This window comes from Lactobacillus sp. WILCCON 0059, assembly GCF_057197985.1.
The window spans coordinates 663,531-687,775 of sequence record NZ_JBUBHN010000001.1 but is presented as its reverse complement, the minus strand read 5'-3'; the positions used below and the strand labels follow the sequence as shown (position 1 = coordinate 687,775).

Here is a 24,245-nt window from a genome sequence, read left to right as displayed (position 1 = left end):
GCCATAAACAATTAAAAATTTTCTTACAACTTACACCCTTAATTGTACTCGCTTTAAGCGTTTTCGTAAAATCCCGGCCTAAAGCTGGTCTAACAGGCCCTGGCAGCCTCGGCTGATGTCCTCGAAAGCCTGGTCAAAGTCATTTGTATACCATGGGTCATCAATATCATCAAAACTGCCGGCAAACTGGAGCAGCTTGTACTGCTTTCTTTCCGGGTCTCCCCCGCAGATCTGGTTCATGGCCATGAAGTTCTCGCTGTCCATAGCAATTAGGTAGTCATACTTGTCATAGTCTTCCCGGGTCAAGAGTTGGGCCCGGTGCTGACTAAAAGGCACCTCGTGCTTGGTCAGTTCCCTTTGGGCCCGGGGGTCCATCGGATTGCCAACCCCGCCAATGATTTCATCGCTCGTCACGGCTGCTGAAGCAACTTCAACCTGGTCAGCCTTGCCGGCCTGCTCAAGCAGCTGCTTCATGATAAATTCGGCCATTGGCGACCGGCAAATATTGCCATGACATAAAAACAAAATTTTCCGCATTATTATCACCTTTCCCTAAAGTGTAAGAAATATTATAGCATGCAGCTTTTTCAATGAAAAAAGAGACGCCTTGGCGTCTCCTTCTTAATCTTGGTTTACAGCCGCGTAGATCTCAGCTTTCTTGTCGCTTAAAGCTTGGTCCAGCTGCTTGGCCGCGTCCAGGATATGTCTTGGGTAGTCGCAGACCTTCCCGGTCCAGATCAGCTTGATCAGGTCTTCTCCGGCTTGCCGGTCCTTGACTTCCTGCAGCTTAGCATTCAGATCTGCTTCGCTGGCTTCTGGCATGACCGCCACGAACTCTTCCCCGCTGATCCGGTAGAGCTGGCGGATATCAAAGCTTTCAGCCAGCCAGTCGGCCGTCTGCTGCAAAAGCAGGTTCCCTTCCTGCGGGCCATGATCGGCATTGTAGTCCCGCAAATTGTAGAGGTCCAGGTAGAGCAAGGCGGCTCTTTGCCGGTCACTCTTCAGCTTCTCAAGTTTTTCCTGGTAAGCTCCGGCCCCGCCAAGGCCGGTCAAGTGGTCGCTGGCTGCCGGATTTGCCAATTGCTGCAAGCGGCTAACTACGCTGAGCTTGGCTGCCAGATAGCGGGAGTATTCGCCCAGCAAGTCCTTGGCATAAGCCAATTGATCTGCATCGAAGTTTTCTACCCCCAAGTAGCCTAAAAGCTTTTTGCCTGTAAAAAGCGGGTAGAGCAGAATGCGGACATTCTTCCGGTTCAAGTCATACAGTTCCCGGTCAAAGCGCAAGCTTTCCATATCGCTGATGTAAAGGTATGGCTTCTGCCCCCGTAGGCGCTCGCAGTAAGATACGATTTTCTCTGACAGAGCATCTGAAATCTTGCCCATAAGGCTGGACTTCTTGCTCCATTCATATTCAAGCTCTGCCTTATCCTTGCCAGCAGAGAACATGTAAACTCTTTCAGGCTTGATCAAGCTGGCCACTTCAACCAAGGAGAAGTTGATTTCAGAAGCATGGTCTTCTGGCCCGTTCAAAGTCCGGGCCAAGGCCGCGCTTTGCGCTGCCAGGCTGCCGGCCCGTTTAAGGGCGGCCAGGCGCGGAGCATTGTCTTCTATCTTGGTAAAGGCCATAGCCACACAAGCCGGCTGGGCAGCCGGCAAAATCGTGAATTCGCACCAGGCCTCCATATGCTTGCTGTAAAGGCGGTGGCTGCTGGCCCGGCCGGTTCTCAGAACTTCCAAAGGCAGGCTGGACCACTGGACTTCCTCGCCTGCCAGGGCTGCCGTCAGCTTTTTACCCAGCAATTCCTCTTTAGGCAGCTGCAAGAGCTGGCTGAAAATCCGGTTGACAGAGACAAATTCACAGTCTGCCTGCTGGCCGTCCTGGTCATAAAATGGCCGGACAACTACATAAGGCAAAGGCAGGTCTTCAAATTTGCCAGAACTTGCCTGCTTTTCCTGGGCCTGGCTGGATAAGAGCAAGACCTTGAATAAAGCATGCCCCTGCAAATTGACTAGCATCTTAAAGCTCAGCTGGTATTCCCGGGCAGAAACCGTTAAGCTGGTCAGCTGTTCATGGGTTGACCGGGCAGCTGCTTTGGCAAAGGCCAACATTTTCTCCTGGCTGGCCTGGTCTTGCCAGGACAAAGAACGGTCAGTAGCCAGAACGACCCCAATTTGCGCCGCAAAAGATCTAAAGGCTGTATTGAGATAGTAGGCGGTAAACTTTTCTGCTTCCCGGTCATAATCGAGAATGGCCAGAGGCTGGTCAACGTTGACGTCAACTAAGCCGGCGGTTTCAAAGTAGGAGTTTTCATCCAGCCCTTCCCATTCAACGCCTAGTTCTTCCAAGCGGTCAACCACTTCCTGGAAGGTATTCGGCTTGCCATAATAGTAACCTTGAACTACTTCACAGCCCACGTCTTTCAAGAAGGCAATCTGTTCCTTGCTCTCCACCCCTTCACACAAGGTGTGGACTCCCAGGCTCTTGGCCATGGAAATTAGCGGCTTGATAACCTTCTTGCTCCGTTCGTCGAACTTCCGCATGAAGATCATGTCCAGCTTGATTTCATCAAAGCCGTACTCTTTCAAGGTGTTCAAGGATGATGCCCCACTGCCGAAGTCGTCCATCAAAACCTCAAAGCCATTGGCGTGGAAACGGTCGATGGCCTTCTTGATCTTGACCGGGTCTTCCGTCAAGATGGTTTCAGTGATTTCCACCCGCAGCATTTCCCGGGGAATATCATACTTTTTAACTAAATCCAGAAGGACCTGGTTAGGGTCGCTGGTCACGAAGTCAGTCCGGGACAGGTTGAAGGAAATCGGCACGATCTTGCCGCCTGTGTCCAGCTGGTGCTTGATCAATTTAGCCGCTTCTTCCAAGACATACAAGTCCAGCTTGTAGGTCAAGTTGCTGGCTTCCAGGACCGGCACGAAGCGGCCTGGTGACATGAAGCCCCTGGTCTGGTCATTCCAGCGGGCCAGGGCTTCCAGGCCGGCCAGCTTGCCGTTCATCAAGTGTACTTGCGGCTGGTAGTAGACCTGGATGTCACCGTTAGCGATCGCTTCATCAATATGGTCGACCACGAACTTAGTGTAGGCTGATTGCTCACTGAATTCTTCAGTGTAGACCCGGTAGCACTTTTCTGCCCCGTCCTTGACCTCGTCGCAGGCGGTCTTGGCATAGTCGCATTCGGTTTCGATGCTCTTGCTGCCATCAGAATAGTAGATCCCGGCCTTTAGGTAAAGCTTAAAGGACAAGTCGATCTGTCCGACCCGGCGGTTGGCTTCTTCGATCCGGTCCATAACCCCGTCATTGTCTTGATCAAAAACGACAAAGTGGTCGTTCCCGAACCGGGCCAGGTTGTCCGGACCAAAAATATCCCGCAGGATTTCCGCGACCTGCTTCAAGCATTCGTCACCTTTTTCGTGGCCATTGATCACGTTGTAAAGCTTGAACTTGGCCAAGTTGATGTAAACGATGGCCGGCATGATTGACGGGTCTTCTTCCCGTTCTTTGGTGATTTTCTGCGTCAAGTAGTACTGGGTATAAAGGCCCGTCAAGCGGTCATAGTTGACCATCTTTATGTAAGTGTCATCCTGGCCCTTTTGCTGCATGTTATCCAGTTCTGACAAGAAGTACTGTCTGAACATCAGAATCTGGCTGAAAAAGAAGCCATAGCGCAAAGCCGCGTAATCATCTATCGCGTGTTTTAGAGCGAGATAACGGTATGCATCTATGCCGATACATACAAGGATGATGACGAAAGTCGCGAAGTAGGACCAGTGAATTAACTGCCTGGTCTTGTAAGCTGCCTTCACTGATTCCTGCTCGGAGTCATTCTCCTTTTCTCTTTTCGCTTCATTTGCCGCCTTATAAGCCTGGTAGATGTCACCTAAAATCATGGCAATCGCGCTGATAAAAGCAGCAATGATCATAATGATCAAAAAGGGGCCGTCGCTGGCGAGGTCTTCCCCTTTGCTCCAAAAGCGCCAAAGAACATAAAACAGATCCAGCATGCTTAAAGCAAAAGCAAAGTTAGTATACAGCTGCTTAGGATATTCCAACTGCTCATTGATCGCCATGATCAGCAGATATGGCATCAAGATCATCACCGGATAGGTAAACAGGCGCCAGACATGATATTGGCCAAAAAGTACCGTCAGCTGCATTTCTTCCTGCATCTGCATGACAGAAAACAGGATTGTGGCAATTGAATAATAGATCAAGCTTCGCTTAAACTTGCTTTCCAAAGGAGCAAAGAAGGCAAAGAGTAAGAGAGTCAGGCCCAAGACAGCTGAGATGATCCCCATGGCCACCCGCAAGGCATTTTTTCTAACATAATTGGCCAAAAAGGCCCCGTCATTGCCCAGACTGCAGGCCGTAAGCTTGCCAACTGGCTGGTAAAAGCCCTTTAAAGTCAAGCGGACCTGCTTGCCGGCTGAACCTGCTGGCAGGCTGATACTGTTGGTAAAACTCTCATAGTGTTCCGTCAAGCTCAGCCAGTCAGCCGCGATCTCCGGGTGGCTGGAATAGATCCTTTTTTGCCCGATATAAGCATCGATCTGCTTGATATATCTGGAGAAAAAAATGATCTTGTCCTGGCTTTTCACCTTTTTAGGCAGGCGGTAGTAGATCGTCAGCGTCCCATCTTTGCCGGGTTTAAGTTCCCTGGCGTCAACTGCTTTACCGTTCTTATCAGTCCATTTCTGCTCAATGTCAGTCAAGGGGGCCGTTGAGTAAATGCCTTTAAAATTTCCCTGGCCCCGGCCCCAGAAACTGACGATGCCCAGGGCCAGCACGATTATGGCCATGATCAGCGAATAGAAAATGGCATGATTATTTCTCTTCATCACTAAACCTCATTTCTCTTTGCTCCCAGGCGGTATCAGCGGTAGCGCTTGTGCGACTTATAGAAGTCGTTCTTCTGCCGCTGCATCTTCCGGTCGGCTCTCTCGACCGATTCTTGCAGGTAGTGAGAGTCTGGACACCATTCGGCTCCAATTGAGATTGACGGTGTCCCTGGCACGGTCATGCTCTTTTCAAAAGCCGCGCAGTGGGCTTCAAATTCCATCCGGCTGCTCTGGTCATCCAAAACCACGAACTCATCCCCGCCGACCCGGTAAACATGGTCGCGGCCAAAAGCCTGGCTGATAATCTGGCCCGCCGAAATCAGCAGTTCATCCCCGGCATCGTGGCCTAGCTCGTCATTGGCTTCTTTCAGTCCATTCAAGTCCATAAAAGCCACGCCAACGGTTCTTGAGGCTTGCGATTTTTTGTAGTAGTTCAGCTTGGCCAGGTAAGGGTGGCGGTCATTCAGCTTGGTCAAAACGTCAGTATCTCTTTGCTGTACCAAGTTCAAGCCCATGACCTTGGCCCCAACGAAGTCAGCCGCCAGTTCAATCAAGTTGTGAAAGTCCATGTTTAAGCCGGCATCGAGGTTTTCCACCACAACAGTGCCGCGAATCCGGCCACGCTCATAAAACGGCGCCAAAAGAACATTCTTTAACTGGTAATCATCATCATAGGTCGCAACAATTCCTGGAAAGCGCAGACTAATTTCAGCTTGATCAGCCAAAAACATGCTGTCTTGACCAACCAGCTCTTGCAGCTGGCTATCCAGATCTGGCAAGTTGATCTGCTGCTGTCTCTTTTGTGCAGATTTCAAGCCTGGCCGATTCCAGCAATAAGTATTTTTGACAAGGTCATTTTCGCCTTCCATTACGACAACCCGGTCTGCCCCAAGGTCCAGACCCAGCTTGGCCAGCCCCTTGTTGATAGCTGTTTCCATCTGGTCATTTTCAACGTTCAGGATTTCTGAGAGCTGAACGATTTCATTGGTGGTATTCTGCTTTTGCTGAATCTCCCGCTCGCTGCGCTTTTGCTCGTCAATATTGATCATGACCAGAGAACGTGTACCAGGAACCGAAGCCTTGGCTGTAATGTATTCATACCAGTGTCCTGTCTTTGAGTGGAAGATGCCCTTCCGGATCTGTCCAGCATCGCCAGCAAAAATCTCCTTAATCCAGAAATCTAGCTTCAGCTTGACGAAATTAGACATCTTGTTGCCCAGCAGCTTTTCCCGGCTCTGGTCCATGATTTCAGCGTAGGCCTGGTTGACGTAGATGTACTGCATGTCAACGACCTTCTTTTCCCGGTAGATTGGGGACAAAATGATGAAAGGAATCGGCATGTCCCGATACTGGTCGGCATTCAAGCTGAAGTTGGCCGTTACCCCTAGATCGCCCCTGGCGGGGTCATGGTAAACCTGGTTGGCATTATAAGAGGTCAGAACATCAATCAAGGCATAAGCGTCCGTGTGGGGATTGTATGACAGAATCCGCTGGTAGCCCTCAACGTAAAGGTTGTTGGGATAGCTGTGCACGCTGTAGTGCCACTCAGTCTTGTGGCTTTTCCAGTATTCTTCATCAATCCAGCCCTTAAGGTCCTTGAAAAATTGGGGGCCAACTGATTTGAGCTCAGTCGCGAAGGGGTGCTCTTCCATTTCTTCTTTGGTCACTGACCCGCAACTGATCAAGTAGTGGGTATAGCCTTCATTTCCTCTTAAGTAATAGAGCTTGCCGTCCCTGTATTCCAAAAAGCCCAGCGGGGTCCCCTTAAAGTAGCGGTCCAAAACTGGGTCTGGATCATCAAAGGTCAAGTCGCTGTTGTATCTTTCCTGCATGAAGTGGGGCCGCTCCAGGCTCATCATGCCCACGCTGTTGTAGTAGTCTGATTCGCTAAAGCGTTCCATGTTGGCTTCCGGACCCTCGATCCACTTCTTTACCGCCTGGTCAAAAGGCAGTGGCTGGCCGAAATAGTAGCCTTGGGCCGCGGCGCAGCCGATTTCCCTTAAGGCCAGCAATTGATCGGCATTTTCCACCCCTTCGACAATCGTATCGATACTCAGCTCTTCAGCCAGCTCAACCATTTTCTTCAAAACGGTTTTTGACCGCTTTTGGTCGGGATCCTTGATAAAGCTTGCATCAAACTTAATGCAGGAAACAGGAGAATTGTCCTTGATCAAGCCAATTGAGGAGTAGCCTTCACCAAAATTGTCAACCCAGACGGAAAAACCTTTTTCCTTAAACAAGTAGATCTGTTCCCGGATCTTGTCAGCATTGAGATTGCGGGTGTCATTGCTGATCTCAATGACAATGAATTCCGGTGACAAGCCGCTTGCTTTCACCTTCCGGCTGATCTCCTCAGCCATATTGCACTGGTCAAATTCTGAACTGAAGAGGTTGAGGGAAATAGCAACTTCCAGGTAGCCTTTTCCCTGCATCTTTTTCAGATCAGCAATCACCTTGTCAGCCATGTACAAGTCCAGCTGATACAATACCCCTGCTTTATCCAGAATCGGAATAAACTGCTCATTCAGCAGCAGCCCGCCATTCGGTTTGCGCCAGCGGGCCAGGGCCTCCCAGTTTCCGCTCTGCCCGTTTAAAATACGGACGATTGGCTGGTAGAAAGGTTCAATCCAGCCTTCCTTCAAGGCTTGGTCAAAGTTGGAAAGGATGTAGTTCTCCAGTTCCAGTTTTTTTCGGTTCTGGCTGGTGAAATAAGCAACATGGGCATTAACGTCCTTACGGTTGTTGTTGCAGGCCACCGCGGCGTATTCACAGACCTTTTTAATATCTTCATAAACCAGGCTGCCAGCGTCATATACCCCGATGCGGACTGACAGGCTGCGGCCGCCATTGATTTGCCGGCTTTCTTTAAGGAAGGCAGCCAGCCGGTCTTCAAGATTCTCATGCTCCGTAAAAGCATAGAAATTGTCTTCAGTAAAATGACCACAACATTCTTCTCCAAAATTTCGCCTAAGCAAATCAGCAAAGGCCGCCAGAAGGCGGTTGCCTTCAACATAGGAATAGCGGTGGTTGAAATGGCTGAAGCCAATCAGGTTGAAGGCCAGCATGACCGGCTGCTTGCCCTTTTTAAAAAGTTCCCGGCAACCCAGTTCCGCCAGCTCGTAAAAGTAAGCTGCTTGTGGCAAGCCGGTCAAGTCATCACGCAGGGGCTTAGCCTGATTTCTCCCTGCTTTCGGCATTGCCCGGTCGCTAGCCAGCAGCTGCTGAAAGCGGGCTGGTGACATTTCCGTATACCAGACCATGAAGGCAGACTCTTGATCAAGCTCGACCACCTTTCCTTGGGCTTGCAGGAGAGAATATTCCTTCTGCCCTGGCAGCTTGATCCGGTAAAAATTTTCATAGCTGCCGGTCTCCTGCTTGACAAAGGAAGAAAAATCCGCCTGCACCAAGGCTAGGTCATCGGGATGAAGACCCGTAAACAGGTCCTGGCCCAGCATTTTTTGGAGGTAAGCTGCAGGCAGGCCATAGAGCTCGCCCAGGCCCTTGGACACGGCCACGACTTTAATATGGTTATCCTTTAATTGATAAAGTGCTATTGGAGCTTCGCTTTCAGCGATTCTAGCCAGCTCAGCCTGCTCATCATTTTTTCTCATAAACACGCTCCTAAAAACCGATGCTTCCGCCAAAATCAGCCTTTAATTTTTAAACATAAATTAAGCTATAATTAAAGCAACATCGATTATCCAGTATTAACCTATTCTTTATATTATATAAAAGTTGTTATACCAGAGCAAGTAGAGTCACCCTTTCAAAGTAAAACATCATTTTTCCTGCAAAAACAAAAAGCCAAGACTGTCCGTCTTGGCTTAAAAAACTATTTTAATCATTTTTGGCTTCTTGATCAGCACTTGGCTCTTTTTTTGCCCGGTAGCGGCAAATGTCCGCGTAAAGCAGATAGCCAGCCAGGACCAGGGCCAAAAGAAAGCCAACCCAGCTGCCCCAGGAGTAGGTAAAGTACATCTTGGAATAGACTTCCTGCTGGACCATTTCCGTCAGGGTATGCGTGATAAAGACCTGGAAGCCAAAGGCACTGACTGACCCCAGTAAAAATGGCAGCCAGGATAGATAGCGGTTAAAAAACAGCAGGGCCACGCCCAGCAAATACAGGACGCAGATGATCCATAAGGAAAGCTGGTAGATCTGGGTAATCTGCTGCAGCTCTCCTTCATGCACCTTGAGTTCGCTGTTGACCAGGTAAAGGATCAAATCATCCATAAAAAGCTGAACCTTGTTTTTAGCTGGCAGATTCAAGTCGCTGGACTTCAGCTGCTTGTTTTCCCGGTAGCGGGAAACCAGCCGGTAAAGGCTGAGATAGGACTCACTGATCTCTACCTTGTCTGGCAATTGGGCGACCAAATCTTCCTTCAAGCCCGATTCAACCGCTGCTTTAGCCGCGATCGACATGGCACTGCCATCGCTTTGATTGGCAAAAGTGTCAATCAAGCTGGAAGCATAGTCCTTGGTCTCATCCATTTTAAAAGTAACGGGGCTGCTCAACAGAGCCACCAGGGAGACTATGGCAGCCAGGGTGCACAGGCTTTTGCGCAGTATTAGTTGACTTTTTTTCATAGCAGGCTTCCAAGATAATATCCGCAAGTCAAAAGGACAGCCCCGCCCAGGTAACTAGCCAACAGGTAGCGCTTAAGGACGCGCTTTTGCCCATTTTCAGCCAAAGAGACCATTTCCGTGTTCAAGGTAGAAAAAGTCGTAAAGCCGCCCAAAACGCCGGTGCCCAGAAAAGCATAGACAACCACTGGCAGCTGCAGGGCAAAGGCCAGGCCCAGCAAAAAGGCACCCGTCAAGTTGATCACAAGCGTCGGCCAAGGGAAGGTCGTTCCTTTCATCCAGTGCTTCTTGCCGTAACAGGTCAAGCCGTAGCGGGCTACCGCCCCCAGGCTGGCCCCAAATCCAACCGCGAAAATCATCTTGTTACCTCCTTTCCAAAAGTTTGTCTGCGGCAAAGTTGGCCGCCTCTTTGCCTAACCAAGCAAAAAGGAAACCGACCGCGATCGTGCCGATGAAGTAGACCAAAGCCCCAAAATTCTGTCCGCCGATCAAGAGCTTAAAGGCATCCAGGTTAAAGCTGGAAAAAGTTGTAAAGGCTCCGACAAAGCCCGTTCCCAGGCCCGTTGTCAGCCAAGCCCGCGCGCTTGATTTTTTCAAGAAAAAGTAGGTCAGAAAGGCCAGCAGAAAGCAGCCTGAAAGGTTGGCAATCACCGTCCCGTAAAAAGAAAATGCTGCTGTTAAGCCATAGCGGGCCAGGCCACCGAAAAAGGCAAAAAAAGCCACGCTAAGATAATTTTTTACTGCATCCATTGTCCACCTCATCTTGCACGTAATAACGCACTAATTACTAGATTACATCAGAAAGCGCTTCAAAGGCAAACAAAAAAATGGAAGCGCCTGGCTGGCGTTTCCACTTTTAAGGCTATAAAAGCTTTTTGCTATTTTGCAGATTATCTATTGCCATTCCCGGCAATCTTGCTCCAGTTCAGCATAAGAGATGAAAGCAGGACTGATACTGAACTGAAGGCCATGGCCAAAGCAGCCATTTCCGGACTGAGACTGACCCCAATAAAGGAGAAGAGGCCGGCAGCAACTGGAATCCCAATCAAATTGTAGATCAAGGCCCAGAAGAGGTTTAGCTTGATCCGGGTAAAGGTCTTTTTAGACAAGTCAAGTGCCCGCAAGACCCCAGTCAAGCTGCTGGTCATTAGGACGATTCCGCCGGCTTCTTTAGCCACGTCAGTCCCGCTGCCCATGGCAATGCCGACATCAGCTAGTGACAGAGCCGGAGCGTCGTTAATCCCGTCGCCGACAAAGGCTACTGGCCCTTCTTCTTTCAATTTGGCCAAGCGGTCGGCCTTTTCTCCTGGCAAAAGACCGGCTTCGACCTGGCCGACTCCCAGCTGCCGGCCGATTTTTTCCGCCAGCTGCTGGTTGTCACCTGTCAGCATCACCGTCTTAATGCCGCGGTCTTTAAGCTCACCCAAGACAGCTTTGGCTTCTGGGCGGGGAGCATCTTGCAAGGCCAAGAGGCCAATGACGTCAGCATCTTTTTGGACAAAAACCACCGTCTTGCCAGCTTCAGCCAAGCCGTCTGCCTGCTTCACCCAAGCTTCTGAGGCGCTGACATAGTCAGCCCGGCCGACCTTAACTAAGTGTCCAGCGACTTTGCCTTCCACGCCCCTGCCTTCTTCAGCTGAAAAATCACTGACCGGCAAGAGGGACTGGCCGGCTTCTTTTGCGCTATTTACGATAGCCTGGGCCAAGGGGTGTTCAGAATTTGCTTCCAGACTGGCCGCCAGGCTGAGGCTTTCCTTATCCCCCACCTGGTCAACCACCTTTGGTTGGCCAACCGTCAAAGTCCCGGTTTTGTCAAAAACAATGGTCTTGATTTTAGCCGCTGCTTCCAAAATTTCCCCGTCTTTAATCAAGACGCCCATCCGGGCGCTGCGGCCGCTGGCCACCATCAAGGCCGTCGGCGTGGCCAGGCCCAAAGCACAGGGACAGGCAATCACGATGACGGAAACAGCGTAGAGCATGGCCTGGACTGGCCCTACCGGACTGAAGACTTGCCAAATGGCAAAAGCCAGGATGCTGGTGATCAAAACCGCCGGCACAAAGTAGTTGGCTACCTTGTCAGTCAGTTTCTGAATCGGTGCCCGGGAATTTTGGGCCTGCTTGACCACCTGGACGATCTGGGCCAGCATGGTCTCTTCCCCGACCTGCTCAGCTTCCATCAAGAAGCTGCCGCTGCCGTTGATAGTTGCCCCAATCACCTTGTCGCCCGGCTTTTTCTCAACCGGCATGCTTTCCCCGGTCACCATGGCTTCGTTGACGCTGCTTTGCCCGGAAAGCAGGCGGCCGTCAACCGGCACCTTGCCGCCCGGCCGCACCTTGATTATGTCGCCGGCCTTGACCTGGTCCAGAGGAAGCTTGACAAAGTCTTCTCCCCGCTTGACCTCGGCTTCGCTGGCCTGCAGTTCCAGCAGCTTATTGAGTGAAGCTGCTGCCCGGTCATGCATTTTTTCTTCCAGGGCATCCCCCAGCAAAACGAAAATCAAGATAAAGGCCGCGCTTTCAAAGTAGACCGGCCGGCCAGTGAAGTAGGCAAAAAGGCTGTAGACATAAGTCACGCTGGTGCCAATGGCGATCAAGCTGTTCATGTTGGCCTGGTGGCGCTTAAAAGCTGCCCAGGCGCTTTGGATGTAGGGCCCAGCCGCGACCAGCATGATCAAGCTGGTCGCGATCAGCGAATAAGTCTTGACCCCTGGCAGCATGATCCCCCAGACCATCAAAATCATCTGAGCCAGCATCGGGAGCGACAATATCAGAGACAGCCAGAAGCGCCGCCAATTAGTCAATTCCATTATTTAACCACGATCTTTCCATGAAACATGTCCATGCCGCAGGCATAGCCAATTTCCCCGGCCTTGTCAGTCGGGATCTGGACCTTGGTCAGCTTTTCCTTGCTCAAGTCCTTGTCCACGCCTAAAGAAGAAAAGACCACGTGACTGAGGCAGGCTGTCTTGTCTTCCATCTTAAAAGTTACTTCAGCCGGCACGCCCTTTTTTAAATAGAGAACTTCCGGCTCATAGCCGCCCTTGACGACTACCTGGCCTTCTTGGCGGCCATTTGCAAGATCTGCCTGCTGGCTGCTCTGTTGGAAATTGCCGAAAAACCACCAGGCAATCAAGCCGATCAAAGCTGCCGCACCCAAGACTACTAACACATTAACTAACATTCCTGTCCACCTTCCATATGCTCACAAGTACTTAAACAATTGCATTCAACTTTTTCCGGAGCTGTCTTCGCCTTTTCGGCCGCCTTTTTGGCAATTGCCTCAAGGTCGCTTTTGCTTAAAGGCAGGTCGTCCAGCAAGCGCAGAAGCATTTCTCCCTTATGCATGTCGCACATAGCGGCAAATTCCGCCGTCAAGCTCTCATGCATGGCTTCGCCTTCTGCTTTAGCCGCCCGGTATACGAAGCGGCGTTCCTGCCGGTCAACCTGCAAAAAGCCCTTCTTTTCCAAGCGCCGCAGCAAAGTTTTGACCGTTGACGGGCTCCAGGCACATTTTGCCTCCAGCTGATCGATAATCTGGCTGCTATTGGCCTGGCCCAGGGTCCAGACCACCCGCATGACTTGCCATTCAGCAGCTGAAATCCGGCATTCCTCTTCCATCTTCTTCCTCCTTGTTTACATCTGTAACCTTTACAAAAACTATTCTACACTAATGTTTACATTTGTCAACGATTTACTCTTAATTTCCTTCCCGGTAGCCGCAGGCGAAAAAAGTCTTGGCGGCCTGCCGGCGGGCCAGCAGCCAGGCCTCATTGCCCCGCTTAGGGTAAACGGAGCTGGCCAAAATAACCAGAGCCCGCCCATTTTCAAAATCAAAGCCTAATCCAGGTCCAGTAAAGCCGGTATGCCAGAGGAAGCGGCGGCCTTTTTGCCAGCGGATCCAGGCCAGAGTCCGCTCAAAGCAATCATAGTCAAACAAACTGGCAACAAGCGGACTATCCGTCGTCAAATATGCCTGGCTGAAGCAGGCCAAGTCATCCAGCGTTGAAAACAGGCCCGCATGGCCTGCTACCCCGCCCAGCTGCCAGGCGGTTTCGTCATGGACGGTCCCCCAGACCTGTCCTCTTTCTTTAGTTATCTCAGTTTTGGCAAAGCGGTCTCTTTTTCCTTTGAGCAAAAAGCCGGTCTCCCGCATGCCCAAAGGGGCAAAAATTTCCTCCCGCAAAAAGCTGCTCAAGTTTTGCCCACTGACCTGCTCCAGGATTTTGCCCAAGATAATGAAGTTGAGGTCGGAATAAACTGACTCCCGGCCGGGCAAATAAAGGGGCTTAGTGGCTAATACCGCCTGCCAGACCTCCTCCGGGCTTTGGTACTGCCAGACATTGTCCAAGTCTGCCGGCAAGCCGCTGGTGTGCAAAAGCAGGTCTGTTACTGTAACAAACGGAAAAGCCGCTGGAAAAAAGTCTCCTACCCGGTCCTTCAAGCTGATTTTCCCCTCATCTATCTCTTTAAAGATCCCGCTGGCCGTCCCCACTACCTTGGTCAAAGAAGCCAGGTCGTAAAGCTGGCCTGGCTCAGCCTGGCCCAGGTAGTGCCGGCTGATCCTTTCCAGGTCAATTATGGCATAGGAGACCCCATTTACGATTTTTTGCTCAACCGCCTCTTTAAAAATGCCGGTGATTTTCTCTTCAATTTCTGCCGTAGTCATTTTTCCTCCTGAAAAAGAAAAAAGGCAGATCCGCAGATCTGCCCTTTTCTCTTATAGAACTAATTTCCGCAGGGCCTTGGCGATCCCGTCGCGTTCGTTGGTGTCGGTAACGTAGTCAGCCAGGTCCTTGATCTCGTCGATGGCATTGCCCATGGCCACCCGCTTGAAGTCTGGAATTTCAAACATGGACCGGTCGTTGCCCTGGTCACCGAAAATCATGACTTCACTGCCCGAAAGGCCCAGTCTTGAGGCCAGTTCGCTGACGGCGTAGCCTTTTGAAGCGGCCAGTGACCCGACTTCAACGACTTCCGGCCAGCTGCGGACAACCGCGTAAGTCTGGAAGAACCAGTCTGGCAGCCGGTTCCACAGGCGATCAACTTGGTCTGGGTCATCGCACTGATAGACCGCCTTGGCAAAGGTAAAGTCCTTCTTGAAGTCGCTTCTGTCTTGAATCCAAAGCTGGTTCTTGGTTTCCGCCCCGTCGACCTGCATGCGGATGGAAATCTTCTTGTCCAAGGTATAAAAACGCTCTGGAGTTTCAAAATCCAGGTTGACGTCGCTGAGCCGCTGCATATGAAGCAGGGTATTGAAGTCGCCAAAGTCCAGCTCGTGGCTGATCAAGACCCGGCCGTCCAGGTTTTGCACCACGGCCCCGTTGAAGAGGATCGCGTACTCTTCACTGCCACTTAAACCCAATTCTTCCGCGTAGCCCTTAATGCCTGACAGGGGCCGGCCGGAAGTCAGCACAATCTTGATCCCGGCTGCTTTTGCTTCCTGCAGAGCCTTGTAAGTCCCTGGCAAAATCGTCTTGCTGTCTGTCAGCAGGGTGCCATCCAAGTCGATGGCCAGCATTTTAATCGCCATATTTTCCTCCTATGTAGTCCAAAGCCTATTCTTACTTAATTATTGCAGAATTTTTCCCGTAAAAAAAGAAAAAATCCATCCAAAAGAAAAGGAAAGCTCGATTTGAACTTTCCTTGCTCTCAGCTTTACAGCTTCTTAACTTGCTTCTTTTTATTCGCCCATTTCAGCCGTAACTACCTTGACGATCCGGTCAACGTATTCCTGGGTGATTTCCTGGGTTGGGCCTTCAGCCATGACCCGGAGCAGTTCCTGGGTACCTGAAGGGCGAACCAGAACCCGGCCGTCGCCAGCCATGTCCTTTTCGACTGATTCAATAGCATCGACAACTGCCTGGTGGTCCTTCCAGCTGTTCTTGTCCTTAACTGGAACATTGACCAAAACTTGCGGGTATTCCTTGAAGTCGGCCAAAAGTTCAGTCAGGGACTTGCCAGTCTTCTTCATCACCAGCATCAAGTGGATCCCAGTCAGCATCCCGTCACCAGTGTTGTGGTAGTCGCTGATGATCACGTGGCCGGATTGTTCCCCGCCCAGGCTGTAGCCGTTGGCCCGCATTTCTTCAGAAACGTAGCGGTCGCCGACTTGGGTGCGGACATTCTTGATCCCCCGGCGCTCTAAGGCCTTGGTGAAGCCCAGGTTGCTCATGACGGTCGTGACGATCGTATCCTTCTTCAAGCGGCCGTGGTCAGCCAAGTAGGAGCCAATCACGTACATGATGTGGTCGCCGTCGACTTCGTTGCCGTTTTCGTCAACCGCGATGCAGCGGTCAGCATCCCCGTCAAAGGCCAGGCCCAGTTGAGCACCCTGCTTGACTACTTCTTCTTGCAGGCGGTCAGTGTGTGTTGCCCCGCAGTGGTCGTTGATGTTCAACCCGTTCGGGTGGGTTGAAATAGTGGTAAAGTCAACATCCAGGTCAGCAAACAAACGGGAGATGAAGGCACTGGCTGCCCCGTTGGCCCCGTCGATCACGACCTTGATCCCGCTCAAGTCTTCAGGAATGGTGTTTTCCAAGAACTGGATGTACTTATTGCTGCCATCGCGGAAGTCGGTTACCGTGCCCAGGCCTTCTGCTGATGGCCGCGGGAGCATGTCCTGCTTGGCATCGATCAGTTCTTCGATTTCTTCTTCCTTGGCATCAGACAATTTCAAACCATCGCTGCCAAAGAACTTGATCCCGTTGTCTTCAACTGGGTTGTGAGAAGCGGAAATCTGCACGCCGGCATCAGCCCCTTGAGCCCGGACCAGATAGGACAGGCCTGGAGTGGTCATGACTCCGCATTCCAGAACTTCGATGCCGACTGACAGAAGACCGGAAATCAAAGCGTATTCCAGCATTTCACCGGAAATCCGGGTATCTCTTGAAACCAGAACCCGGGCCTGACCGCCGTCTTCCTTTTCCTTGGTCAGCACGTAGCCACCCATCCGGCCCAATTTAAAGGCCATTTCCGGGGTCAAAACCTTGTTGGCTTCACCGCGAACACCGTCAGTACCAAAATATTTAAGCATGTTGCAAAGAACCTTTCTTTAATTTCTAGTTGTTCGAATCGCTGACTTCGATCTGGACGTCCACGCTGCCTGGCGAAACCCAGGCAACCCCGCTTGGAACTGGCAGGCGGAAGGACTTGGTGACCGAAGACTTGATATTAGTCAGATCAACGTCCAAAGTCAGGGAACTGATCTTCTTTAGGGCTTCCTTTTGCCCATAGAGGGTAACTTTTTCCTCTTTGGCAGTCAAGGAGTAAACTTTCTTGCTTGAGCCATGACTGGCATTCAGCTTCAGCTTAACCGTCTTCTTAGAAACCGACAAAGGCAGGGTTACCCGGGCCGTTGCCGGACTGATCACCACGTTGAGCTGGTGGCCCTTGGCGTCATATGCCGCCAAGAGAACATTCCGCCGGACCGTTTCGGTGCTGCCGTTCGGCACGACCAGCTGGGCCTGCACGTGGTCGATCGCTTTCACTTCGCTCTGGGCCCCGGTGACTTCAACCGTCTCCGGGCTGACTGTCGGCGTACCGATGTCATAGCCTTGAGCAACAGCATTCTTATTATAACCTATTTGGACCGGCAAAGTGCGGGACTTTCTCTTTTGAATGTTGACCTTCACGCTTTTCTGCGACAATTTGTAGGAAACCTGGCTGGGCAGGCCGCTAACCTTGACCGGGACCTGGTGGCTGCCGACGCCCAGCTTGCTTAGGTCAATGTAGACCCGGAAATTCTGGGTGTTGACAGCAGAAGTAACCAGGGCATTGGGCCCTTCCAAGGTCACCTTGATCTTAGAAGGATAACCGGTGACATAGTATTTGTCAGCGTCCACTGACACCTGCAGGGCCATCTTCAGACTCTGCTCAGTGCTGGCCGTTTCCTGGACCTTGGTCTGGTTGCTGGTGTTGACCTGGGTATTGTCAACGAAGGCAACCAAGACGATGGCCAAAAGCAGGGAAAAAAGCTTGTAAAACCATTTTTGCTCAATCAGTTTGTGCATTATTTATCCCCCCAGTTCCAGATGCCCCGGGCCAGGCGGATTGGCCATGGCTGCTTCTTCTTTTCTTCAGTGACCAGTTCGGCCCGCAGGTACTTGAGGTATTCCTGCTGGCTGAGGTCGACCATGAACTGGCCGTTTCTGGTGATGGTCACCCCACCCGTTTCTTCAGAAACGACCACAGTGATGGCATCGGTTACTTCAGAAATCCCGACAGCTGCCCGGTGTCTGGTCCCCAGACTCTTGGGAATCATGGCATTGTCAGACAGGGGCAGGTAGGCTGAAGCTACTTGAACCCGGTTATTTTTGATGATGACCGCCCCGTCGTGCAAAGGCGTGTTGGGGATGAAGATGTTGATCAGCAATTCCCCGGTAACCAGGGCATCAAGCTTGATCCCTGTTTCCACATATTCTTCCAGGCCGGTCTTTTGCTCCAGGGTAATCAAAGCCCCGATCCGGCGCTTGGACATGTACTGGATCGCCTTGTCCAGCTCCTTGACCAGCTTCTCCTGCTGCTCGCGCTCGCTGTTTTCCGAATCAGAGAACAGGGAGACCCGGCCCAGGCGCTCCAGACCCCGGCGGATTTCCGGCTGGAAGATGACGATGATCCCGATGACTGACCAGGAAACGATCTGGTCCAAAATAAAAGTAACGGTCGTCAGCTGGGCCCAACCGGCCAAGACCCTGGCTACCATGATCAAAATGATCCCGTTGGCCAGCTGGACTGCCTTGGTCCCCTTGATCAAAAGGGTCAAGTGGTAAATAAAATACCAGGTGATCAAGACGTCCAGAACCACCGACAAGGTATGCCAGGTCCACAGACTTGCAAAATCAAACTGCATAAAATTCTCCCTTTCTACATTCTTCTGTCAACTAATTGCGGGCATACATCTTGAACTCCAGGAAGAGGTCATTGTATTCCTGCACCTTGCTGCTTGGCAGATCCCGATAAACTTCCAAATTCTTGATTGTCGACATTGGCGGGTAGAACTGTGCATCTTCCCGGACGGATTTTGGCAATAGCTTCTGAGCCGCGGTATTCGGGGTCGAGTAGCCGATGTATTCAGCATTTTGCGCCGCGTTTTTCGGATCCAGCATGAAGTTGATGAACTTGTAAGCTGCTTCCTTATTCTTGCAAGTCTTAGGGATGACGATGTTGTCAAACCACAAGTTGGAGCCCTGGGCCGGCACAACATAGTGAATATGTGAATCTTGGTCCATCATCGTGGCGGCTTCCCCGGAGTAAGTGACCCCGATCCAGGCTTCATTTTGCACCATGTACATCTTCAGTTCATCAGCCACGATTGCCTTGACGTTCTTGCCAATTTTGTCCAGCTTGGCCTTAGCTGCCTTAAGGTGGGCAGAATTAGTGTCGTTCATGGAATAACCCATGGAAACCAGGGCCATGCCCATGATATCGCGGGCTGAGTCAACCAGCAGGATCTGATCCCGGTACTTTTTCTTCCAGAGGTCATTCCAAGTCTTGATCTCGCCTTCTTTGACATAGCGGTCATTATAGACGATGCCCAAGGTGCCCCAGAAGTAAGGGACTGAGTACTCATTCTTTTCGTCAAAGGACTTGTGCAAAAATTCCTTGCCGATGTACTTAAAATTACTCAAGCGGCTGGTATCAATCTTGTCTAAAAGATTGTCCCGGCGCAACTTGGTGATCATGTAGTCAGACGGCACGGCCAAATCATAAGCCGTCCCGCCTTGCTTGATCTTGGTGTACATGGCTTCATTGGAATCGAAGGTCTCATAGATGACATGGTAGCCGGTCTGCTTTTCAAACTTGGTGATTAGGTCCGGGTCAATATAGTCACCCCAGTTGTAAATGATCAAGTCTTTCTTGCTTGACGCGGAGCCGCCGCTGGAACTGTCCAATTTCTGCGCCCCCAGGAAAAGGCCGAAGCTGACCAAGAGGATGGCCAGGGCCGCGGAAAGTATTTTTTTCATCGCAGCAGCCCTCCCAGCTTATTAGCCTTCTTGCCTTGCCGCTTGGCCAGGAAATAGTAGACCCCGACTAAAAGCAGGACAAACAAGAAAATGATCGTGCTCAAGGCATTTACTTCCAGGTCAATCCCCTGCCGGGCCCGGGAATATATTTCAACAGACAAAGTGGTAAAGCCGTTCCCGGTCACGAAGAAAGTAACCGCAAAGTCATCCAAGGAGTAGGTCAAGGCCATGAAGAAGCCCGACAAAATCCCCGGCGTAAGGGCTGGCAGGAGGACCTGGCTGAAGACTTGATAGTTGTTTGCCCCCAGGTCCCGGGCCGCGTCAACCAGGGAATTGTCCATTTCCTTTAACTTGGGCAGAACCATCAAAACCACGATCGGTACGGAAAAAGCGATGTGGCTGAGCAAGACGGAGGCAAAGCCCAAGCTGAAGCCCAAGGCGGTAAAGAGGATCAAGAAGCTGGCCCCGATAATAACGTCGGGTGAGACGATCAAGATATTGTTCAAAGACAGGAGGACCTTGCGGGAAGCCTCCTTGCTGCGCTGGATAGCAATGGCCCCAAAAGTCCCCAAAATAGTTGCCGCCAGGCTGGACAAAAGAGCCAGCATGATCGTCTCCAGCAAGATGGCCAAAAGCCGTTTGTCAGCAAACAAGGTCTGGTAGTGCTCCCAGGTAAAATGGCGGAAATGGTCCATGCTGGAACCGCTGGAGAAAGAAAAGTAGATCAGGTAGAAAATCGGCAGGTAGAGGATCAGCAGCACCAGGCCAAAGTACACCCTGCCCCAAATGGTCTTTTTCATAATTCAATTTCCTTCTTGTGCTGCTTGCGCGAAGTCAGCAGCATCACAATTGACATCAAGGCAATCAAGATTACCCCGATAGTCGCCCCCATATTCCAGTTCATCGTCGTCAGGAAATACTCCTCAACTGCCGTACCCAGGGTGATCACCCGGTTGCCCCCGATCAAGCGAGTCAGCATGAAGAGGGACAGAGACGGGATGAAGATGGCCTGGATGCCAGATTCAACGCCCGGCCAGGATAAGGGCCAGATCACATAGCGGAAGGTCTGCCAGAAATTGGCCCCCAGGTCTGAGCTAGCGCTTAAAAGAGCCGGGTCAATTTCCTTCAGCGAGTTGTAGATAGGCATGACCATGAAGGGAATTTCGATATAGGTCGCCACGAAAATAAAGGCGAAGTCGGTAAACATGATTCCTACCGGGCCAATGCCAAAGAGTCCGAGAAACTGGTTGACCATCCCGCTTCGGGAAAAAATCCCGATAAAGGCATAAGCCTTGAGCAAAAGGTTGATCCAGGTCGGCAAAATGATCAGCATCAGCCAGAACTGCTGGTTTTTCAGCCTGGTCAAAACCAGGGCTGTCGGATAAGAGACCAGCAGACAGATAAAGGTGATCAAGAGGGCATACCAAAAGGAATTAGCCATCATCCGCAAAAAAGTGCCATTAGAGAAAAAGGCACTGAAATTCTGCAGGGTCAAATGGCTATGAGCATCAGTCAGTGAATAGCCCAAGATGAGGACCAGCGGGGCAATCACAAAGAGGCCGATCCAAAGCAGGTAAGGCAAAAGAAACAAAAGCCGGTTCTTTTTCATCGCTAGTCCTCACCTTCATAAGTTTCCAGGCGGGCATCGAATTCTTCTTCGGTTTCGCCCAGCCGCATGACGTGGATGTCTTCCGGATCAAAGAAGATGCCGACTTCCTGGCCGATCTGGACACCGTTGGTGGAATGGATCAGCCATTCAAAGCCGTCCTGGCCAATAGCCTTGATTTCAAAGTGGTCGCCCAAGAAAAGCTGGCTCTGCACTGTCACCAGCAGTTTGCCAGCGGCTGGCTCCGTAATGTCCAGATCTTCTGGCCGCAGGACGACTTCAACTTTTTCCCCAGGGGTGATCCCGGCGTCGGCACATTCAAAATTCTTGCCGGCAAATTCCACGGCAAAGTCCCGGATCATCCGGCCAGACAAAATGTTGGAGTCCCCGATGAAGCGGGCAACGAAGTCATTGACTGGTTCGTCGTAAATGTCCACCGGCGTCCCGCTCTGCTGGATCTCCCCGTCGTTTAAGACGAAAATTTCATCACTCATAGCCAGTGCTTCTTCCTGGTCGTGAGTGACAAAAATAAAGGTGATCCCCAGTTTCTTCTGGATAGCCCGGAGTTCAAACTGCATTTCTTTTCTAAGACGCTTGTCCAAGGCTGACAGGCATTCGTCCAAAAGCAGCACCTTAGGTTCATTGATGATCGCCCGGGCGATCGCCACCCGCTGCTGCTGGCCACCGGAAAGTTCGGAAATTTCCCGGTTGGCATAACCATCCAGGCGGACAGTATGCAAGGCATCTTTGACCTTTTCCCGGATTTCGCTTTCCGGCCGCCGGCGCAGTTTCAAGGCAAAAGCAACGTTTTCATAGACATTCAAATGCGGAAAAAGAGCATAATTCTGAAAAACCGTATTGATATGCCGCTTTGAAGCGTCAAGATTGGTAATATCCTGGCCGTCAAAATAGACCTTGCCGGCTGATGCTTCCGTAAAGCCGGCAATAATCCGCAAAATCGTCGTTTTGCCTGAACCTGATGGCCCCAGCAAAGAGTAGAACTTGCCGGACTCAAGCTCAAGGTTGATGTCCTTCAAGGCTACAAAGCCATCATCATACTGCTTGGTGATGTGATCTAACTTAATAATTTCCATTTGCTGTTCCTGTTTTTCTTTTTCTTTTATCTTCTATTCTAATCCATTATTCCTCGCCAATGATGCGGACTTCGGTTTGCAAAGCAATTCCGTCTTTTTCCTTAATCGTCTTTTGAATATAGTGAATCAAATTGAGATAGTCGGTGGCCGTGGCTCCGCCCTTGTTGACGATAAAGCCGGCATGCTTGGTTGACACCTGGGCCCCGCCGATCTGCTTGCCCTGCAGGCCAGCCTTGATGATCATCGGCCCAACAAAGTGACCAGTTGGCCGCTTGAAGACTGAACCGCAGGACGGGTATTCCAGAGGCTGCTTGTAGCTTCTGAGAGCGTTCAAGTAGTTCATCTGGTCCAAGATTGCAAGCTTGTCACCTGCCTTTAAGGCAAAAGTTGCCTCAATGACGATTTCATCATTTTCCTGCAAAAGGGAGTGCCGGTAAGAAAAATGCAACTCGGAGTTCGTGTAGGTCTTGACCTCACCGTCTCTGGTCACAACCGTGGCGCTTTCCAGGCAGTCCTTGGTTTCACCGCCATAAGCCCCAGCGTTCATGAAGACGGCTCCGCCGACTGAACCGGGAATCCCCGCGGCAAATTCCAGGCCAGACAGGCCGGCTTCCCCAGCCGCGAAAGAGGTATCGATGATTCTGGCCCCGGCTTGGGCGTGGACCTTATTAGCTTCGACCTTGATCTCTTTCATTTCCGTCAAGATCAAAACCAGGCCCCTGATCCCCTTGTCGCGGATGATCAAGTTAGACGCGTTGCCAATTACCGTAACCGGCAACTGGTCTTCCTTGGCCGCGGCCAGGGCCCCTTGCAGCTCTGCCAAATTCTTTGGGAAAGCCAGGTATTCAGCCGGTCCCCCAGTTTGGGTAAAAGTATAGCGGCTCAAAGGAATGTTTTCTTGCAAATCAAGTCCTTGCGCTTTTAAGTCATACAGCTTCAATTAAAATTGCCTCCTCTAAATCTTCCTTTTGATATTTTACCGCATTCACGCTGTGTTATACTAGCTTGGACCAAGTTTGCTTGGCTTAATTTGACTTATGTTCAAACGGAGGCTTTTACAAATGATGAATTTTGTCGCCATGGACTTTGAAACTGCCAACCAACACCCGGCCAGCGCCTGCTCTTTAGCCCTGGTTCTAGTGCGGGGCAGCAAGATTATCGACCGCTTCTACACGGTCATCAATCCCCAGATGGCCTTTGACGCCCAGCAGGTCAAGGTGCACGATATTACCGCGGAAGACGTGGCGGGGGCGCCGACCATGGCCGAGGTCTGGCCCAAGATCCAGCCTCTTTTCCAGCCGGGGATGCTGGTGGCGGCCCACAATGCCCGCTTTGACTGCAATGTGATGAAGCAGTCCCTGGCCCGCTACGGGATTGCCGAGCCCCACTACCTGGTGTTAGACAGCCTCAAGGTCAGCCGGGAGCTGGAGCCAGGCCTGGAAAACTACCAGCTCAACACTGTCTCTGACCTTTTAGGCGTTGAGCTTTGGCACCACCATAATGCCTTAAGCGACAGCGAAGCCTGCGCCGGCATCCTCTTAAAAGAAGAGGAAAAGCGGGGCAGCGAGCTTTTGAAGAAATTTGTCTACCAAGTCTAGGCAAAAAAATGGATCAGCAGCAAGCTGGTCCATTTTTGCTTTTGTATTTACTTTTTGTTTTTTCTTTACTGCTTTTCCTGGTAAAGACGGCAGGCGTTTTCTGCCCAGGCAGCCGCTCTTTGCCCGTGCGGGACGAGCTCAACCAAGCGCTTGGTTGAATCCCAGGAGTCGTCAACCCGGGTCAAAACCAGCTCCAAAAAGTCGCTGGGCAGGTCAGCCTGGATCACCTGGGGCCATTCGATGATGACCACGCCTTCTTCAGCCAGGTAGTCATTTAAGTCGATTGAAGCCAGGTCATCGCCTTCCAGCCGGTAAAAGTCCATGTGAAAAAGGGGCAGCTTCCCTTCCCGGTATTCCCGAACCAGGGTAAAGGTCGGACTTTTGACTGGCCGCTTAATCCCCAGAGCCCGGCCAAAGCCTTGGGTCATCGTGGTCTTGCCGGCCCCCAGGTCCCCTTTTAAGAGCAAAAGGTCGTGGGGCTGGGCACTTTGGGCCAGGGCAGCGCCAAAAGCCTGCATGTCAGCAGCGGAATTGATTGCTAATTCTGTCATCT

21 protein-coding genes are annotated in these 24,245 nt (G+C 51.2%); 1 reads left to right on the top strand and 20 read right to left on the bottom strand.

Annotated features, from left to right (window positions below; genetic code table 11):
• Window positions 1-78: 78 nt before the first annotated feature.
• The 19 genes from ACYVUT_RS03345 to murB form a co-directional block, all read right to left on the bottom strand.
• Window positions 79-537: a low molecular weight protein-tyrosine-phosphatase gene (locus ACYVUT_RS03345; protein ID WP_484499944.1), complete on the bottom strand. Its 459-nt coding sequence runs from the start codon at window positions 535-537 to the stop codon at window positions 79-81.
• 84 nt (window positions 538-621) lie between these two features.
• Complete coding sequence (locus ACYVUT_RS03340; protein WP_484499943.1) at window positions 622-4,848, bottom strand: EAL domain-containing protein; 4,227 nt, start codon at window positions 4,846-4,848, stop codon at window positions 622-624.
• A 35-nt stretch (window positions 4,849-4,883) separates the two neighbouring features.
• Window positions 4,884-8,459, bottom strand: coding sequence for an EAL domain-containing protein (locus ACYVUT_RS03335; protein ID WP_484499942.1), 3,576 nt, complete (start codon window positions 8,457-8,459; stop codon window positions 4,884-4,886).
• A gap of 226 nt (window positions 8,460-8,685) precedes the next feature.
• Window positions 8,686-9,435 carry a hypothetical protein gene (locus ACYVUT_RS03330; protein WP_484501472.1) on the bottom strand — a complete coding sequence of 250 codons (750 nt, stop codon included), beginning with the start codon at window positions 9,433-9,435 and terminating at the stop codon, window positions 8,686-8,688.
• A complete protein-coding gene (gene crcB, locus ACYVUT_RS03325) occupies window positions 9,432-9,791 on the bottom strand; it encodes a fluoride efflux transporter CrcB (protein WP_484499940.1) in 360 nt (119 codons plus the stop codon). The genes ACYVUT_RS03330 and crcB overlap by 4 nt, the downstream gene beginning before the upstream one ends.
• A gap of 4 nt (window positions 9,792-9,795) precedes the next feature.
• Entirely contained in the window at window positions 9,796-10,182 is a 387-nt protein-coding gene (locus ACYVUT_RS03320; RefSeq protein WP_484499939.1) for a fluoride efflux transporter FluC, read from the bottom strand.
• Between the two features lie 140 nt (window positions 10,183-10,322).
• Window positions 10,323-12,239 carry a copper-translocating P-type ATPase gene (locus ACYVUT_RS03315; protein WP_484501471.1) on the bottom strand — a complete coding sequence of 639 codons (1,917 nt, stop codon included), beginning with the start codon at window positions 12,237-12,239 and terminating at the stop codon, window positions 10,323-10,325.
• The gene (locus ACYVUT_RS03310) at window positions 12,239-12,613 is read right to left on the bottom strand and encodes a cupredoxin domain-containing protein (RefSeq protein WP_439775341.1); all 375 of its coding nucleotides are present in this window, start codon (window positions 12,611-12,613) and stop codon (window positions 12,239-12,241) included. Before ACYVUT_RS03310 ends, ACYVUT_RS03315 begins: the two co-directional genes overlap by 1 nt.
• On the bottom strand, window positions 12,607-13,050 hold the full coding sequence (locus ACYVUT_RS03305) for a CopY/TcrY family copper transport repressor (RefSeq protein ID WP_439775342.1): 444 nt from the start codon (window positions 13,048-13,050) through the stop codon (window positions 12,607-12,609). Before ACYVUT_RS03305 ends, ACYVUT_RS03310 begins: the two co-directional genes overlap by 7 nt.
• A 79-nt stretch (window positions 13,051-13,129) precedes the next feature.
• Window positions 13,130-14,098 carry a serine hydrolase domain-containing protein gene (locus tag ACYVUT_RS03300; protein WP_484499937.1) on the bottom strand — a complete coding sequence of 323 codons (969 nt, stop codon included), beginning with the start codon at window positions 14,096-14,098 and terminating at the stop codon, window positions 13,130-13,132.
• Between the two features lie 51 nt (window positions 14,099-14,149).
• A complete protein-coding gene (locus tag ACYVUT_RS03295) occupies window positions 14,150-14,962 on the bottom strand; it encodes a Cof-type HAD-IIB family hydrolase (protein ID WP_484499936.1) in 813 nt (270 codons plus the stop codon).
• A 150-nt stretch (window positions 14,963-15,112) separates the two neighbouring features.
• Window positions 15,113-16,465: a phosphoglucosamine mutase gene (gene glmM, locus ACYVUT_RS03290; RefSeq protein ID WP_484499935.1), complete on the bottom strand. Its 1,353-nt coding sequence runs from the start codon at window positions 16,463-16,465 to the stop codon at window positions 15,113-15,115.
• Window positions 16,466-16,490: 25 nt separating this feature from the next.
• Window positions 16,491-17,441, bottom strand: coding sequence for a CdaR family protein (locus tag ACYVUT_RS03285; protein ID WP_439775346.1), 951 nt, complete (start codon window positions 17,439-17,441; stop codon window positions 16,491-16,493).
• On the bottom strand, window positions 17,441-18,280 hold the full coding sequence (gene cdaA / locus ACYVUT_RS03280) for a diadenylate cyclase CdaA (RefSeq protein ID WP_270447548.1): 840 nt from the start codon (window positions 18,278-18,280) through the stop codon (window positions 17,441-17,443). The genes ACYVUT_RS03285 and cdaA overlap by 1 nt, the downstream gene beginning before the upstream one ends.
• 31 nt (window positions 18,281-18,311) lie before the next feature.
• A complete protein-coding gene (locus ACYVUT_RS03275; RefSeq protein ID WP_484499934.1) occupies window positions 18,312-19,394 on the bottom strand; it encodes an ABC transporter substrate-binding protein in 1,083 nt (360 codons plus the stop codon).
• Complete coding sequence (locus tag ACYVUT_RS03270; protein ID WP_439775348.1) at window positions 19,391-20,194, bottom strand: ABC transporter permease; 804 nt, start codon at window positions 20,192-20,194, stop codon at window positions 19,391-19,393. The genes ACYVUT_RS03275 and ACYVUT_RS03270 overlap by 4 nt, the downstream gene beginning before the upstream one ends.
• Window positions 20,191-21,003, bottom strand: coding sequence for an ABC transporter permease (locus tag ACYVUT_RS03265; protein WP_439775349.1), 813 nt, complete (start codon window positions 21,001-21,003; stop codon window positions 20,191-20,193). Before ACYVUT_RS03265 ends, ACYVUT_RS03270 begins: the two co-directional genes overlap by 4 nt.
• 2 nt (window positions 21,004-21,005) lie before the next feature.
• Entirely contained in the window at window positions 21,006-22,094 is a 1,089-nt protein-coding gene (locus ACYVUT_RS03260) for an ABC transporter ATP-binding protein (RefSeq protein ID WP_484499933.1), read from the bottom strand.
• Between the two features lie 46 nt (window positions 22,095-22,140).
• Window positions 22,141-23,034, bottom strand: a complete 894-nt coding sequence (gene murB, locus ACYVUT_RS03255) for a UDP-N-acetylmuramate dehydrogenase (protein ID WP_484501470.1) — start codon at window positions 23,032-23,034, stop codon at window positions 22,141-22,143.
• Window positions 23,035-23,158: 124 nt separating this feature from the next.
• On the opposite strand from murB, the gene ACYVUT_RS03250 reads away from it, so the two are divergent.
• Window positions 23,159-23,692 carry a 3'-5' exonuclease gene (locus tag ACYVUT_RS03250; RefSeq protein ID WP_439775360.1) on the top strand — a complete coding sequence of 178 codons (534 nt, stop codon included), beginning with the start codon at window positions 23,159-23,161 and terminating at the stop codon, window positions 23,690-23,692.
• Between the two features lie 65 nt (window positions 23,693-23,757).
• On the opposite strand, the gene tsaE is transcribed toward ACYVUT_RS03250, so the two are convergent.
• Window positions 23,758-24,243 (bottom strand): tRNA (adenosine(37)-N6)-threonylcarbamoyltransferase complex ATPase subunit type 1 TsaE, encoded by a 486-nt coding sequence (tsaE, locus tag ACYVUT_RS03245; RefSeq protein ID WP_484499931.1) that lies wholly within the window; start codon window positions 24,241-24,243, stop codon window positions 23,758-23,760.
• Window positions 24,244-24,245 lie beyond the last annotated feature (2 nt).